Raw genomic sequence first — 14,849 nt, 5'->3', positions numbered from 1 at the left:
TAATTTATTTAGCGAACAAGTATGGTAAAATCATTTGGAAAAGTAGGTGTTTATATGTCTCAAAACAAGCAGAATACAGAAATAAAAAATAAGGATAAAAAGCAAAATAAGCAAGGTTTTTCCTGGCTAAAAATGCCCGATATCGTTAGTCGCGTCCTAGACAATCGTTATGTCTCGCTATTAGTCATTTTAATCTTATTCGCTTTATTTATCCTATTATTAACCCAAATCGCTTTTGTCTTTACCCCAATTATTGAATTTATCCAAACAATAATCTTGCCCATTATTTTTGCTGGGGTCTTTTACTACTTGTCTTCACCCCTAATTAATTTTCTAAGGAAAAGGGGCTTGAATTCTTATTGGATAGCTGGAATTGTGCTCCTGGTACTGGTTTTAATCATTCTATGGTTAATTTCATTCATTCCTAATTTAATTGATGAAGCCAAACATTTAATCGGCAATTGGTCAAATATTTGGGCCCAGTACCAGTCAGAAATTGAAAATATTATCTTTGGTCGCTGGTTCGAGAGAAGTCAGGAGACTTTAGCAGAATACTTAAATAATTTTAATCTAAATCAATTTAACTTTAATTGGCGCGAGCTCATGAATACAACCTTGTCCAGTATTGGTTCTGTTTTCGGTGTGATTACCCGGGTGATTATTGCCTTAGTGACAGCACCTATAATCTTGTTTTATTTGATTGCTGATGGTGAGAAATTTAGGAATAATTTTGCTTCCTTTATTCCAGTGAAGATTCGTAATAAGACCATGCGGCTATTGGCGGATATGAACCAGCAAATATCAGCCTATGTTAGAGGGCAAATCTTTGTAGCAATCGCGGTAGCAGTGATGTTTGCCATTGGTTATGCCATAATCGGCTTAAATTACGGGACCATCCTAGCGGTTGTTGCAGGGGCCTTGAATGTTATCCCCTATGTAGGGTCTTTCTTTGGAATCTTGCCGTCTTTAATTGTTGGTTTAGTTCAAGATCCTTTTATGGTTATCAAGGTACTTATCGTGTTTGCTATTGAACAAACCATCGAAAGTCGGATTATTTCCCCACTCATTTTAGGCAGTAATTTGAATATTCACCCCATTACCATTATGCTTCTACTAATTGCTGGTGGAGACCTCTTTGGAGTGGTGGGAATTATCATTATTATTCCGGTTTACGCCGTTTTAAAGGTGATTTTCACCTATATCTTTGAATGGTATCGGGAAGTTTCGGGCCTCTATGAAGAAGATTTGATCCAAGAACAGGAATTAAAGGAGCCCCTAGTCGACCAAGACCATAAATAATAATCTTAGTGATCCTGGTCAAGGCCTTTTATTGACGAAGAAAAAGTTAAGCAAATTTCCTAGCTAAGCGAGCTAACTCGATAGCTACAGGAAAATGAATTTGAAGATGTAAGTAAAAAGAGGAGAGTAGCTTTTAATGACATTGCGTTCACAAGTTGCCAAGCATAGCGCCCGCTTGGTGCAAATTTTACTCAAGAAATTAACCAAAGGCGGATCCAGTTTGCCAGGGAAAATTGCTAAAAAATTGGATCCGGCTATTTTAGCTGAACTGGGCAAAAATTACCGGGTAGTTATCATTACCGGAACCAATGGTAAATCAGTTACCACGGCTCTTACCGTTAATATTTTGCGCCAAAAGTTTGATGAAGTATTAACTAATGATACCGGCTCAAACCTAGAACAAGGGATTATATCCACTTTCTTGAATGCTAATTCCACAGGACAGGGGGATAAAATAGCTGTTCTTGAGGTTGATGAGGCTAGCGTTCGCCACATTACCGAATACATTAAACCGGAAGTGATCTTAGTAACTAATCTATTTAGAGATCAGTTGGACCGCTTTGGGGAGATTTATACGACCTTCGATTACATTTTAGAGGGGGCTAATAAGAGTCCTAAAAGCTTGCTCTTGATGAATGGTGACGCGCCAATTTTTGCGTCACGGGATTTTCATCATAATGTGGCTTACTTTGGTTTTAGTAATTCGGATAAAACGACTGATAAGATGGCCCATTATAATACCGATGGGGTCCTATGTCCCCGCTGCGAGCATATCCTTCACTATCATATGATTACTTATAGTAATTTAGGTGATTATTTCTGCCCTAATTGTCAGTTTCACCGGCCAAGCTTAACTTATTCAGTGGACCAGGTGGATAATTTAACTCCAGAAGCTTCAACATTTACTATTGAGGGTCAATCCTTTACTATCCCAGTTGCGGGAATTTATAATATATATAATGCCCTAGCGGCTTATTCAATTGCTCGTTATTTAGGGCTAAGCCAAACAGCCATTCATGAGGGCTTGCAGGGGGCCAAGCGGATGTTTGGTCGTCAAGAGGCCTTAACCATTCATGGCAAGGACACTCGTATTAATCTCATTAAGAACCCGGTTGGTTTTAACCAAATCGTTTCTTTATTGGAGTTAGACCAAGAAGAGTTTTCTCTATTAGTTCTCCTCAATGATAATCCTGCTGATGGTCAGGATATTTCCTGGATTTGGGACGCCATGTTTGAAAATATCGCCCAATTACCTAACATGAAAGCTACGGCGGTAGGGGGCATACGGGTAAAAGACCTTAAAGTTCGGATGCAAGTGGCCGGTTTTGATGAGGACCGCTTAGAAGAACTTTCTAATTCACAGGGAGCCCTACAATGGATTGCATCTGTCCCCAGCCAAAAAGTCTATGTCTTAGCTACCTATACTGCCATGCTCGATTTTAGACGAGAATTAGCTGACCAACATCTTGTGAAGGAGCGGATGAAATCATGATCTTTAGAATTGGCCATCTCTATGGCAATTTAATGAATACCTATGGCGATAATGGAAACCTGCTTATGCTCCAGTACCTCGCCAAGGAAAAGGGACTTCAGGTAGAAAAAGAGATTATTTCTATTGATGACACCTTAGACAGTGACCGCTATGATTTTATCTTCTTTGGCGGCGGACAAGACTATGAGCAATCGGTAGTGAGCCGTGACTTGCAAAATAAAAAAGGCGCCTTGCTCGAGTACATCGAAAGCAATAAGGTGCTGTTAGGAATTTGTGGGGGCTACCAACTCTTGGGAAATTATTATCAGACCATTAATGGGGAAGACTACCCCGGTATTGGAGCCATTGATTTCTATACTAAGAGCTATCCAGAACGACTGATTGGAACCACAAAAATGCATTGTGACCGTTTTGATGAGGACTATGTAGGCTATGAAAACCATGCCGGTCGGACCTATCTCGCCTCTGGTGTAGAGCCTTTGGGGCGGATGATTGAAGGCTATGGGAATAATGATGAAGACCAGGTAGAAGGGGTTATTTATAAGAATACCTTTGGCTCTTATTTTCACGGTCCTCTATTAGTTAATAATCCCCATTTGGCTGAAAGATTGATTGATCTGGCCATCGATCAAAAAGCGCATTAGGTGGATACTGGCGGATGAATGCATCTGCCAGTTTTTTTATGAGTAAAAACAGCTTCAGTGGCCATACGTTTTAGCTTTTAAAGTTTAGCTGTTTGTTGACTATTGACTTGACTAAAGTTATTATAAATAATTGAGAATAGTGAGGTATAAAATCCATGGCACAGTTATTTTATCGATACGGGGCAATGAATAGTGGAAAATCTTTTGAAATCTTAAAAGTTGCCCATAATTATGAAGAGCAAGGTAAACCTGTCAAAGTAATGACTAGCGCGATCGATGACCGGTCAGGAACCATCGGCGTTATTTCGAGTCGTATAGGAGAAGATCGTGAGGCCTATAGTATCGATCCTGATACTGATATTTTTTCCTATATTGAATCTGAAAATGAAAAGGAAAAAATCTACTGTGTCTTAGTTGATGAAGCACAATTTTTAAGTAAGCAGAATATTTTTGATTTGGCTAAAGTGGTCGACCAGTTAAACATACCAGTGATGGCATTTGGCCTAAAAAATGATTTTCAAAATGAACTTTTTGAAGGCTCCCACTATTTGTTAATTTTGGCTGATAAAATCGAAGAAGTAAAAACAATTTGTTGGTTCTGTGCTAAAAAAGCAACAATGAACTTACGAATTCATAATGACAAACCGGTATATACTGGTGAACAAATTCAAATTGGTGGTAATGAATCTTATTATCCAGTATGTCGTAAACATTATAACCACCCCCCATTAGAAGATGGGAAAATCGCAGTTCACCGTGCATCATTATGCCAATAAGGGAAGGTTGATTAAATGTTAGAAGAGCAATTAGATACTTTTATCGCTCGTTATCAAGAGCTTGCTGAGCTTTTAAGTGATCCAGATGTGATTAATGATCATAAACGCTTTCGGGATTTAGCTAAGGAAGAAGCGGATCTTCGTCCTAAAGTAGATACTTTTAAGCACTATAAGGAAGTTGTTTCAGGCATCGAAGATACTGAAGAGCTGATTAAAGAGACATCCGAAGAGGACATGCTAGAGCTGGCTAAGAGTGAACTCGATCAATTAAAAGCTGAGCGTGACGATTTAGAAGAAGAAATTAAGGTCTTAATGTTGCCTAGTGATCCTAATGATGACAAGAACATTATTATGGAAATCCGTGGGGCAGCTGGTGGGGACGAGGCCCAATTATTTGCGGCTGACCTCTTTGAAATGTATTCGCGCTATGCAGAATCCCAAGGCTGGCATGTTGAAGTTGCTGATGCCTCATCAAATGACTTAGGGGGCTATAAAGAAATTATTCTTCAAATTTCAGGGGACAAAGTCTATTCAAAATTAAAATATGAAAGTGGCGCTCACCGGGTGCAACGGGTGCCTAAAACTGAATCCCAAGGTCGGGTCCATACTTCAACAGCTACGGTTGGTGTTATGCCTGAATTGGAAGATTTAGACTTTGAAATTGATGAGAAGGACATTAGAACCGATATCTATCGCGCTTCCGGTGCTGGTGGACAACACGTTAACAAGACCAGTTCAGCGGTGCGGATGACCCATATTCCGACCGGTATTCAAGTCGCTATGCAGGACCAACGTTCTCAACAACAAAACCGGGAAAAAGCTATGCTTATCTTGCGGTCACGGGTTTATGACTACTATCAATCACAAGAACAAGATGAATACGACGAAAAAAGAAAGAACTTAGTAGGAACAGGGGACCGGTCTGAGAGAATCCGAACCTATAATTACCCACAAAACCGGGTAACCGACCACCGGATTAACCTAACTTTACAAAAATTAGATCGCATTATGGGCGGAGAATTAGATGAAATAATCGATGCCCTGATTCTTGCTGATCAAGCGCAAAAATTAGAGGAACTCAATGAAACTACCATCTAATCAGCTACGATTTATAGAAGCTCAGCAATGGGCTTCTTCTTTTTTGGAAAGAAAGGGTAAGGACCCAGCCATTGCCTACCATCTGTTATTAGGCATGATGGATTGGGATGTAACGACTTGGTATCGTAAGCAGCGAGAGCAAATGGATCCAGTGACTTTAAAAAACTACCAGGAAATGTTAGAAAAAATCGTTAATGAGGATATGCCTTACCAGTACTTATTAGGGGAGGCATGGTTTTATGGCTATCGTTTTCGCGTGAATGAAGCTACTTTGATTCCTCGCTTTGATACGGAGCGTTTGATTGATTGTGTTCATACTTTAAGGAAAAGCGGCCAGTTAGAAAAGCAAGCCGATGTCTTAGATCTAGGGACAGGTTCAGGGGCAATTGCGGTGACCTTAGCTAAAGAATTGTCTGATTTGAAACTGACAGCTGTTGACATCTCTTCAGATGCCCTAGCAGTTGCTAAGGAAAATGCCTATTTTCACCAAGTCACTATTGAATGGATCAAGGGCGATATGCTAGATGCAGTAGCTCAGCGAAAATTTGATCTGATTATTTCTAATCCGCCCTATATCAGTGAAAATGAAATCGATGAAATGGGGGAGGACGTCTTAAAGTATGAGCCGAAGCTAGCTCTCTTTGCCAAAGACGATGGGTATTATTACTATAAGCAATTCGCCCGCCACATCCAGTCCTTTATGAAGGCTGACGGTATCCTATTAATGGAGTGTGGAAGTCACCAAGCCGCTAAGATTATCAGTCTCTTTAAAAAGTCAAATCCTAAGGCTGAAGTGAAATCGATTAAAGACTATAATGGTATTGATCGAATAATCTATGTGCAATGGAAGAAGGATAAATAAAATGATTACCAAGCGCTTTACATTTGAACAGACTGCTCAGGCAGCAGAATATTTAAAACAAGGCCAATTGGTTGCCTTCCCTACGGAAACTGTCTTTGGTTTAGGAGTGATTGCGAATAACGAAAGGGCAGTGGCTTCTGTTTATGAGGCTAAGGGGCGCCCTAGTGATAACCCTCTGATTGTTCATGTTTGCCGTAAAGAAGATTTGTTTCGTTATTCCAATATAGCCAATGAAGCTCAAGCTGCAATTGCTAAAAAACTGACTGATCAATTCTGGCCGGGACCCTTGACCTTGATTGTTCCGACTAAGCCTGGAGTTTTTGGGCCAACCGTTACTGGGGGGTTAAATACAGTGGGCATTCGGATGCCCGACCACGATTTCACCTTGGCAGTCATTAGAGAAACAGGTTTTCCGATTGTGGGACCATCCGCCAATTTATCAGGTAAACCGAGTCCAACGACGGTTGACCATGTTTTACATGATTTTGATGGTAAAATCGCGGGAGTATTAGATAGTCAACCTACCCATATTGGGGTTGAATCGACGGTGTTAGATATTAGTAATCCAGAAGAATTGGCTATTTTAAGACCAGGTGCGATCACCTTAAAAGACTTACGGAATGCCTTACCAAATCAAAGAATAATCGATGCCACCCAGCAAATTGCTGAAGATTCTAAGGAACATCCCAAGGCACCAGGGATGAAATATCGCCACTATAGCCCCCACCAAGAGGTGATTGCCATCAGTCATGCCAAGCTCCTTGATCTTATTGATTCTAAGCAGGGATTATCTCCTGAAAGTGCGGTGATCGCTAGCGATGAAATCTTGAGTCACTTAGATGCTGACCTGCCTACTTTTAGTTTAGGAACTAATGAAGCAACAGCCACCCACCTTTTATTTGCGGGTTTACGGGCCTTTGATGATAATGATCAAATTAAAAGACTCTACGTTGAATTATTAGCTAATACAGAGGCTAATACCGCCTACCGTAATCGTTTACTAAAAGCTGCCAGTAAAAAGATAGAATCGTAAACATCTATCACGATCTATGGTAAAATCGACTTAGTATCAACAGAAACGATCTGTATTGAAAGAAAAGAAGTGAGATAATGGATGAAGTTTTTACCTTAATTGATCAAGAAAGACAACGCCAAGAAAATGGTATCGAGTTAATAGCTAGCGAAAACTGGGTATCAAAGGATGTTTTAGCCGCACAAGGGAGTATTTTAACCAATAAGTATGCGGAAGGTTATCCAGGAAAAAGATACTATGGCGGTTGTGAGGTTGTTGATAAGATTGAACAATTAGCCATTGACCGCGCTAAGAAATTATTTAACGCAGACTTTGTGAATGTCCAGCCTTATTCTGGTTCGGGAGCTAATATGGCCGTTTATGATGCCCTCCTAAAAGCAGGAGATACGGTTTTAGGAATGAATCTGACCGATGGCGGTCATTTGACCCATGGCTCTCCAGTTAATTTCTCTGGACGTCGCTACCATTTTGTTTCCTACGGTGTCGATCCCGAAAGCGAACAGCTGGATTATTCCGCTATTCGTCAAACTGCCTTGGAGGCAAAGCCAAAAATGATTGTGGCAGGATATTCTGCTTACTCTAGAAAGTTAGACTTTAAAGCCTTTCGCCAAATAGCTGATGAAGTCGGGGCTCTTTTAATGGTCGATATGGCTCATTTTGCTGGTTTGGTAGCAGCTGGAATCCATGAAAATCCAGTCGACTATGCTGATGTAGTGACTTCAACTACCCATAAAACCCTGAGAGGTCCCCGGGGAGCGATTATTCTAACCAATAATCCTGACTACGCTAAAAAAATTAATAGCCGAATTTTTCCTGGTAACCAAGGGGGTCCCTTACTTCATGTTATTGCTGCTAAGGCGGTCGCTTTTCAAGAGGCTTTAAACCCTGATTTTAAAGATTATATGGAAAATGTAGTGATCAATGCTCAGGCCATGGCTAGCGAATTTAGTAAAGCGGGTATTCATGTGGTGTCTGGTGGAACGGATAACCACTTAATCGCTTTTAGAGTCAGTGACTTTGACTTAACTGGTAAAGCAGTTGAAGAGAAGCTTGGTCAAGTCCATATCACGGTCAATAAGAACACCATTCCGGGTGAAACTTTGCCGCCAACCCAATGCAGTGGCATTCGTATTGGGACACCAGCGATAACGACACGTGGCTTTACAGCAGATGATTGTCGCTTGCTGGCACAATTGATTGTCCAAGTCGTCAAACATTTTGATGATGATCAAGTCATTGCCAAGGTTAAGGAACAAGTTAAGCAATTGACCCAAAAATATCCGCTCAGTGAGTAAAGTAGGGAAATAGATTTAAAAAGAAGGAGTTTCTTATGAACAAAGAAGGATTACATATTGTTAACCACCCCTTAGTACAACACAAATTAGCGATTTTACGCGATAAAGATTTAGGGAGTAAGGACTTTCGTGAATTGGTTGATGAAATCACGGTTTTTGTTGGTTATGAAGCGACACGTGACTTGCCATTAAAAGAAGTTGAAGTCGAAACCCCGATTACAAAAACGACTCAAAAAATGATTACTGGTAAAAAGATGGCCATTGTTCCCATTCTTCGGGCTGGCTTAGGTATGGTTGACGGAATCCTATCTTTGTCACCAGCCGCTAAAGTAGGCCATATTGGTATGTATCGTGATGAAGAAACTCTAGAACCACACGAGTATTTCTTTAAAATGCCTAGCGACATTGAAGAACGTCAAGTACTTGTTGTAGACCCCATGTTAGCAACAGGTGGATCAGCTATTCTAGCCATTGAGGCCTTAATGAAACGCAATGTTTCGCCTGCTGATATTAAGTTCTTATGTATGGTTGCTGCTCCTGAAGGGGTAGAAGCTTTACAAGCAGCTCATCCAGAAGTGGAAATTTATACAGCAGCTCTTGACGAAAAACTCAATGAAGATGGCTATATTGTTCCTGGTTTAGGGGACGCTGGTGACCGCTTATTCGGTACCCTTTAATTTAAGGAAAAAGTTTCGTTAGAAAGCATAGGAAAATGGATGGTGTCTAAATAAATGGAAACGATGGTCGTTAAAGGCGGTCAGCGCTTAGAAGGAACTGTACAAGTCGATGGAGCCAAAAACACGGTGCTTCCTATTTTGGCTGCAACATTATTGGCCGAAGAAGGAAAAAGTGTTATTGAAAATTGCCCTTTATTTTCTGATGTCTATTTGATGAATAAGGTTTTAGGTTACCTTGATGCTCAAGTGGACTTTGATGAAGCAGCTGGAGTGATAACAGTGGATGCTAGTGGGGCTATCCAAAGTGAAGCGCCCTTTGAATTTGTCAGTAAGATGCGCGCCAGTGTCGTTGTTATGGGCCCTTTATTAGCTCGCTTAGGTTGTGTCAAAGTGGCCATGCCAGGCGGTTGTGCTATTGGCTCACGGCCCATTGACTTACACATAAAGGGCTTTGAGGCCCTGGGAGCTAAGGTGACGACCGAAAATGGTTATATTGAGGCTCGTTGTGATGAATTAGTCGGGACCGATATTTATCTGGACTTTCCTAGTGTAGGAGCAACTGAAAATATTATGATGGCGGCAACTTTAGCCAAAGGGGACACCATTTTAGAAAATGTTGCCAAGGAACCTGAAATTGTTGACTTGGCTAATTTCCTCAACCGTATGGGGGCAAGGATTTCTGGTGCTGGTACCGATATTATTCGGATCCGCGGCGTGGAATCCTTGCATGGTACCCAGCATGCCGTTATCCATGATCGTATTGAGGCTGGGACATTTATGGTGGCTGCAGCAGTCACTGGGGGCAATGTCCTGGTTAAAGACGCAGTAGCAGAACATAATCTCCCTTTAATTTCTAAATTAAAGGAAATGGGTGTTCAAATTGAAGAAGAAATGGAAGGAATACGGGTTATCGGCCCGAAAGAATTAAAGGCCACAAATATAAAAACCATGCCTTATCCCGGTTTTCCAACAGACATGCAGGCCCAATTCAGCATTGCCCAAGCCATTGCCCATGGAAGTTCAAAATTAGAAGAGACTGTTTTTGAAAATCGTTTTATGCACTTAGAAGAATTAAGACGGATGAACGTTTCTTTTAATATTACCAGTGATACTGCAACGATTGATGGCCCTAACCACTTACAAGGGGCAGCAGTTGTGGCAACTGATTTACGTGCAGCAGCAGCTCTTATTATTGCTGGTTTAGTGGCAGAAGGCATTACTAAAGTAAGTAAACTAGAGTATCTCGACCGTGGCTATGCTAATTTTGATAAAAAATTGCAAGCTTTGGGAGCAAAGGTTATTCGGCTTGATCTTGATAAATATAGTCAGGAAGAAATTGAAAGCCGCTTAGATGAGGTTGGATCATGAATAAGGAGCTTTTAGTTAGTCGATTTAAAAACTTTTTTAAGTGGTTACTTATTTGCCTTTTAGGAATGGTCCTCTTATTTTTAATTGGATTATTACTGGGTTATGGTATTAGTAGTGACCACCAGCTATTTAACGTCTTTAACCAAGATGTTTGGAACCATTTATACGCTTTCTTTCAATAAAAACTAATAGAAAAGGAGCGACTTCAGTGAAAGATTATTCACTGAAGTTGCTCCTTTTTTACTTGCTCATTGGCTTAAACCGGCATGATAACAGGTAGAATCATTGGATTACGTTTGGTACGCTTGTGTAGGAAAGGATAGAGAGCATTTTGAATACTATCACGGAGTATCTTCTCATTGACTTCCTTTCCTGAGTTGAGATGACCAATAACCGTCGTTTGAACAACCTTTTGGGCATCTTTAATTAAGTCGCCAGATTCACGCATATAAATAAATCCACGTGAGACAATGTCAGGACCTGCAACTAATTCGTTATTTTCAAAGTTAACCGTAACCACAACGATAACGATACCATCCTCGGAAAGATTATGCCGGTCACGGAGGACAATATTACCGATATCACCGATCCCCTTACCATCAACATAGACAGCATCAGCAGGTACCTTACCAGCTTCTCGCCAGGAGTCTTGGGTTAGGGCAGCAACTTGGCCATTATCATGGATGATGACGTTTTCTTCAGGTACACCAACAGCTTGGGCGGTTTCACCATGAACACACAGCATGCGGTATTCCCCATGAACAGGCATAAAGAATTTTGGTTTCATCAAGCGAAGTAATAGCTTTTGCTGTTCTTGACTAGCGTGTCCAGAGGTGTGGACGTTATTAATCTTACCGTGAACCACCTCAGCTCCAGATTCTAGTAACTTGTTAATCAGGTTATTGACGCTGGATAAGTTACCAGGAATTGGGGAAGAAGAAAATACGACGGTATCTGTTGGGTGCAAGGTCACTTGGCGGTGGGTGCCATTAGCAATTCGACTTAGGGCAGCTAATGGTTCCCCCTGAGACCCTGTACACATAATCATGATCTCATTATCCGGATAGTCGTTAATTTCTTTTGACTCAATAAAGGTACCTTCTGGAATATTAAAATAGCCAATTTCTTGGGCATTGCGGAAGGCGTTCTCCATTGAGCGCCCAAAAACAGCGATTTTTCTGCCAGTGTTGACTGCTATTTCTATGGCTTCACTTAACCTGGAGATATTAGAAGCAAAGGAAGCAAAAATGATTCTGCCTTCGATTGGCGTCATAATATCTTTCAATGAATTGGACACATAGTGTTCAGACATGGTCCAACCAGGAACTTCAGAGTTGGTTGAATCAGCTAATAGGAGTAAGAGCCCCTCATCACCGATACGAGCCATTTTGTGCAAGTCTGCATGCTTACCAATTGGAGTAAAATCGAATTTATAGTCTCCTGTGAAAGCAACTGCTCCAACGGGAGTCTTAACTAAAATTCCCTTGGCGCCAGGAATTGAGTGGTTTACTGTGAAGAATGAAACGGATGTTTTATCAAAATTAATGATAGATTCGTCATCGATTTCATGTAGAATCGCATCACCTAATAAACCATGTTCTTCTAATTTGCCTCGAATTAAAGCCAGTGCTAATTGATCAGCATAAATAGGAAAATTCACTTGTTTTAATAACCAAGGAATTCCACCAATATGGTCTTCGTGGCCATGGGAAACAAAGATTCCTTTTACCTTATCTTTATTCTCAATGAGGTAGCTATAGTCTGAAATTACATAATCGATGCCAAGTAATTCATCGTCAGGAAATTTAACCCCATTATCCATAATAATGATTTCGTCTTGGTATTGGACCACGTACATATTTTTCCCAATTTCGCCAAGACCACCAATGGCAAAGACATAAACTTCATTATCTTTTACTTCAAAACTCATTATTTATCAAACTCCGTAAGATGAAAATCTGGGCTTTTTTGTTCATAAGCCAGATGGGCTTCATCTAATGCTTGGATGTGTTCAACGAGATAAGGGGTATTTTCTCGTAATTGTTGGCGTACATCGATAATGCTATCGGACTCGATATAGAGTGCTTGAGTTTTTTCACGAACAGGTGCTTCGTTAGCTTTTTCTTGATAAGTCACCTTAAATATCATAAAATTCTCCTTTTCTAGTATTAATTAGCTTGTTTATTGGAATTGAATCAATATCGCTTGTTCTATTTTAGCATAATGACAGAGCTTTGCCTAAATAAAGTTGTTCTAGCAAGTCCCTGCTTCATTAGGCGCCTTAAACATAAAAATAAATCGATATAAATTGGCAGGCGGTCCCTAATAGAACAAAGAGGTGCCAAATGGTATGGAAATAGACATATTTATGATCGAAACGATAGAAAGAAGTTCCTAGCGAATAAAAAAGTCCCCCGGCTAAAAGCCATAGAAGGCCAGCCAGAGATACCGACTGGATGATTGGGTAAACAATAAAGACAGCTAGCCAGCCCATACTTAAATAAATGTAGGTTGAGTATTTTTTCAACCAATGCCGCTTATAGATTTCACAATAAAGACCTAAGGCTACAATCAACCACTCAATAAAGAAAATTAGCCAGCCCAGGGAGTTATTTAAAGCAACTAAACAAAAAGGGCTATAGGAGCCAGCAATGAGAAAATAAATACTGCAATGATCAAAAAAGCGGAAGACTGGGGCTACCTTGGTAAAATATAGAGCATGGTACATGGTTGAAAAGAAATATAAGTTAATCATCGACAAGCCATAAATGGTGTAAGCCATTAGCCGGTTAAGTTCTTGAAATTGGAAAGCTTTGCTAATTAAAAGTCCCGTACCAATTAGGGCTAACAGTAAGCCGATGCCATGGCTAATCGCACTAAAAATTTGACTTGTTACTTGATAGGACCGCGAATTCAATATCTGGGGATTTGAAAACAAGAGGTTTTGTTGCTTTTCCATGGTCATCCTACTTTCCATTAAGCTCACTTTATAATTATATAATAACACAAGTCCTTAATCGGTGTTGGAGGAAGAAAATCTGGAGTTTGTCTTGCAAGCTTGAGTTAAAGTCGTCCTAATTTATCTTTAATAGCGTCTTCTGCTATAATTGTAGGGAACTGAGGAGGTAGCAGAATGGCATTTAATCCTAAAAACTTTGATTTTTCACTCGCAGACGATTTACTCAACCAGGCCGGCGATACGATTAATGAAATGGAAAAAATTGAAATTCTCGTCGTTGGAAAAACTGGTGTGGGTAAAAGTACTTTAATTAATAATATCTTTCGAGAAGAACTGGCTAAAACGGGCGTAGGAAAACCCATCACCCAACATATTCAAAAGCTTAGTAAAGAAGACATGCCCATCAATTTATATGATAGTCGGGGACTAGAGCTTTCAAAAGAAGTGCAAAAGCAAATTAAAGAAGAAATTAATGCTTTACAAGCTGATCTCACTAAAGAGGGCAGCCATTTGCACGCAGCTTATTACTGTATCAATGCGAATTCTCAACGGATTGAAGAAATGGAAATTGACTTGATTGAGCAGCTCGCTGACCATATGCCAGTTATTGTCGTTTTGACCCAATCAATTGGTGAAGCGGGTGATACCATGAAGTCTTATATTGAAAGTCTTAATTTACCTATCCAGGGTGTCATTCCAGTCATGGCAGCCGATTACAGAATTAATGATCAAGTCACTATCGAAGCTTTCGGCTTGGAAGACTTACTTAATTTAACTTTCCTAGTTATTCCAGAAAATGTTCATCCCGCTTTTACCAATGCTCAACGGATTGATATTAAACGGAAGGCCAAGGCTGCTCGCCGTTGGGCAAAAAAGTCAGTAGCCATGACTTTTGGAGTCGGTTTTTCCCCGATCCCTTTCTCTGACGCCACTTTGCTCGTGCCAATTCAAATTACTATGCTAGCTAGGATAACAGCTATCTTCGGCATATCTATGCAAAGTAAGCAAGTCATTAGTATCTTAGGGGCAGTGATCGGGACTGGTGGGGCGACTTATATCGGGCGAACCATTGCCTCCAACCTGGTGAAGTTTATTCCAGGTTTAGGATCTGCATTAGGGGGGCTGATCTCAGGATCGACTGCTGCTATGGTGACGACTGCCTTAGCTATGTCCTATATTGAAGTATTAACCATTATTGCAGAATCGGAGGCTAAGGGCGAAGAAATTTCCCTTGAAAGTCTTAATAAATTAATGAAAACGCACTTTAGAAAACGCCTAAGACGCGGGAAGAAAGATAAAGACTTTCAAGATGTCGAAGACATGAAAGATTAATCGTCATGTGAAGA

Annotated in this window: 15 protein-coding genes; 12 read left to right on the top strand and 3 right to left on the bottom strand. The window is 40.4% G+C overall.

Annotated features, from left to right (window positions below; genetic code table 11):
- Nucleotides 1–54: 54 nt before the first annotated feature.
- From JFU01_RS02070 to JFU01_RS02020, 11 genes are all read left to right on the top strand, one after another.
- Nucleotides 55–1,299 carry an AI-2E family transporter gene (locus tag JFU01_RS02070; protein WP_195855654.1) on the top strand — a complete coding sequence of 415 codons (1,245 nt, stop codon included), beginning with the start codon at nt 55–57 and terminating at the stop codon, nt 1,297–1,299.
- 136 nt (nt 1,300–1,435) lie between these two features.
- The gene (locus JFU01_RS02065) at nt 1,436–2,791 is read left to right on the top strand and encodes a Mur ligase family protein (RefSeq protein ID WP_195855653.1); all 1,356 of its coding nucleotides are present in this window, start codon (nt 1,436–1,438) and stop codon (nt 2,789–2,791) included.
- Nucleotides 2,788–3,435 (top strand): type 1 glutamine amidotransferase, encoded by a 648-nt coding sequence (locus JFU01_RS02060; RefSeq protein ID WP_195855652.1) that lies wholly within the window; start codon nt 2,788–2,790, stop codon nt 3,433–3,435. Before JFU01_RS02065 ends, JFU01_RS02060 begins: the two co-directional genes overlap by 4 nt.
- Nucleotides 3,436–3,590: 155 nt before the next feature.
- Nucleotides 3,591–4,211, top strand: coding sequence for a thymidine kinase (locus JFU01_RS02055; protein ID WP_060778118.1), 621 nt, complete (start codon nt 3,591–3,593; stop codon nt 4,209–4,211).
- A gap of 15 nt (nt 4,212–4,226) precedes the next feature.
- Nucleotides 4,227–5,309, top strand: coding sequence for a peptide chain release factor 1 (gene prfA, locus JFU01_RS02050; RefSeq protein WP_195853619.1), 1,083 nt, complete (start codon nt 4,227–4,229; stop codon nt 5,307–5,309).
- Nucleotides 5,293–6,171, top strand: a complete 879-nt coding sequence (gene prmC, locus JFU01_RS02045) for a peptide chain release factor N(5)-glutamine methyltransferase (protein WP_195855651.1) — start codon at nt 5,293–5,295, stop codon at nt 6,169–6,171. The genes prfA and prmC overlap by 17 nt, the downstream gene beginning before the upstream one ends.
- A gap of 1 nt (nt 6,172) precedes the next feature.
- Nucleotides 6,173–7,204 (top strand): L-threonylcarbamoyladenylate synthase, encoded by a 1,032-nt coding sequence (locus JFU01_RS02040; RefSeq protein WP_195855650.1) that lies wholly within the window; start codon nt 6,173–6,175, stop codon nt 7,202–7,204.
- A gap of 77 nt (nt 7,205–7,281) precedes the next feature.
- Nucleotides 7,282–8,499, top strand: a complete 1,218-nt coding sequence (gene glyA / locus JFU01_RS02035) for a serine hydroxymethyltransferase (protein WP_111822355.1) — start codon at nt 7,282–7,284, stop codon at nt 8,497–8,499.
- A gap of 35 nt (nt 8,500–8,534) precedes the next feature.
- Nucleotides 8,535–9,176, top strand: coding sequence for a uracil phosphoribosyltransferase (gene upp, locus JFU01_RS02030; RefSeq protein WP_060778123.1), 642 nt, complete (start codon nt 8,535–8,537; stop codon nt 9,174–9,176).
- A 54-nt stretch (nt 9,177–9,230) separates the two neighbouring features.
- A complete protein-coding gene (gene murA / locus JFU01_RS02025; RefSeq protein WP_195855648.1) occupies nt 9,231–10,544 on the top strand; it encodes a UDP-N-acetylglucosamine 1-carboxyvinyltransferase in 1,314 nt (437 codons plus the stop codon).
- Nucleotides 10,541–10,726, top strand: a complete 186-nt coding sequence (locus tag JFU01_RS02020; protein WP_195855647.1) for a DNA-directed RNA polymerase subunit beta — start codon at nt 10,541–10,543, stop codon at nt 10,724–10,726. The genes murA and JFU01_RS02020 overlap by 4 nt, the downstream gene beginning before the upstream one ends.
- A gap of 74 nt (nt 10,727–10,800) precedes the next feature.
- Here the strand turns inward: JFU01_RS02020 and rnjA are convergent, their stop codons facing one another.
- From rnjA to trhA, 3 genes are all read right to left on the bottom strand, one after another.
- Nucleotides 10,801–12,474, bottom strand: a complete 1,674-nt coding sequence (gene rnjA / locus JFU01_RS02015; RefSeq protein WP_070558085.1) for a ribonuclease J1 — start codon at nt 12,472–12,474, stop codon at nt 10,801–10,803.
- Complete coding sequence (locus JFU01_RS02010) at nt 12,474–12,692, bottom strand: DNA-dependent RNA polymerase subunit epsilon (RefSeq protein ID WP_060778127.1); 219 nt, start codon at nt 12,690–12,692, stop codon at nt 12,474–12,476. Before JFU01_RS02010 ends, rnjA begins: the two co-directional genes overlap by 1 nt.
- A gap of 133 nt (nt 12,693–12,825) precedes the next feature.
- Nucleotides 12,826–13,503, bottom strand: a complete 678-nt coding sequence (gene trhA, locus JFU01_RS02005; protein WP_198434174.1) for a PAQR family membrane homeostasis protein TrhA — start codon at nt 13,501–13,503, stop codon at nt 12,826–12,828.
- 174 nt (nt 13,504–13,677) lie between these two features.
- Between trhA and JFU01_RS02000 the strand changes: the two genes are divergently transcribed.
- The gene (locus tag JFU01_RS02000) at nt 13,678–14,835 is read left to right on the top strand and encodes a YcjF family protein (protein WP_195855645.1); all 1,158 of its coding nucleotides are present in this window, start codon (nt 13,678–13,680) and stop codon (nt 14,833–14,835) included.
- Nucleotides 14,836–14,849 lie beyond the last annotated feature (14 nt).

Source organism: Aerococcus sp. Group 2 (assembly GCF_905125285.1).
Taxonomy (GTDB): Bacteria; Bacillota; Bacilli; order Lactobacillales; family Aerococcaceae; genus Aerococcus; species Aerococcus urinae_E.
Note: the sequence above shows the minus strand (reverse complement) of the source record. Positions and strands in the feature narration are given on the sequence as shown.

Coding starts and splice junctions, on each gene's coding strand:
- JFU01_RS02070 (WP_195855654.1), top strand. CDS start 55: ATGTCTCAAAACAAGCAGAATACAGAAATAAAAAATAAGGATAAAAAG.
- JFU01_RS02065 (WP_195855653.1), top strand. CDS start 1,436: ATGACATTGCGTTCACAAGTTGCCAAGCATAGCGCCCGCTTGGTGCAA.
- JFU01_RS02060 (WP_195855652.1), top strand. CDS start 2,788: ATGATCTTTAGAATTGGCCATCTCTATGGCAATTTAATGAATACCTAT.
- JFU01_RS02055 (WP_060778118.1), top strand. CDS start 3,591: ATGGCACAGTTATTTTATCGATACGGGGCAATGAATAGTGGAAAATCT.
- prfA (WP_195853619.1), top strand. CDS start 4,227: ATGTTAGAAGAGCAATTAGATACTTTTATCGCTCGTTATCAAGAGCTT.
- prmC (WP_195855651.1), top strand. CDS start 5,293: ATGAAACTACCATCTAATCAGCTACGATTTATAGAAGCTCAGCAATGG.
- JFU01_RS02040 (WP_195855650.1), top strand. CDS start 6,173: ATGATTACCAAGCGCTTTACATTTGAACAGACTGCTCAGGCAGCAGAA.
- glyA (WP_111822355.1), top strand. CDS start 7,282: ATGGATGAAGTTTTTACCTTAATTGATCAAGAAAGACAACGCCAAGAA.
- upp (WP_060778123.1), top strand. CDS start 8,535: ATGAACAAAGAAGGATTACATATTGTTAACCACCCCTTAGTACAACAC.
- murA (WP_195855648.1), top strand. CDS start 9,231: ATGGAAACGATGGTCGTTAAAGGCGGTCAGCGCTTAGAAGGAACTGTA.
- JFU01_RS02020 (WP_195855647.1), top strand. CDS start 10,541: ATGAATAAGGAGCTTTTAGTTAGTCGATTTAAAAACTTTTTTAAGTGG.
- rnjA (WP_070558085.1), bottom strand. CDS start 12,474: ATGAGTTTTGAAGTAAAAGATAATGAAGTTTATGTCTTTGCCATTGGT.
- JFU01_RS02010 (WP_060778127.1), bottom strand. CDS start 12,692: ATGATATTTAAGGTGACTTATCAAGAAAAAGCTAACGAAGCACCTGTT.
- trhA (WP_198434174.1), bottom strand. CDS start 13,503: ATGGAAAAGCAACAAAACCTCTTGTTTTCAAATCCCCAGATATTGAAT.
- JFU01_RS02000 (WP_195855645.1), top strand. CDS start 13,678: ATGGCATTTAATCCTAAAAACTTTGATTTTTCACTCGCAGACGATTTA.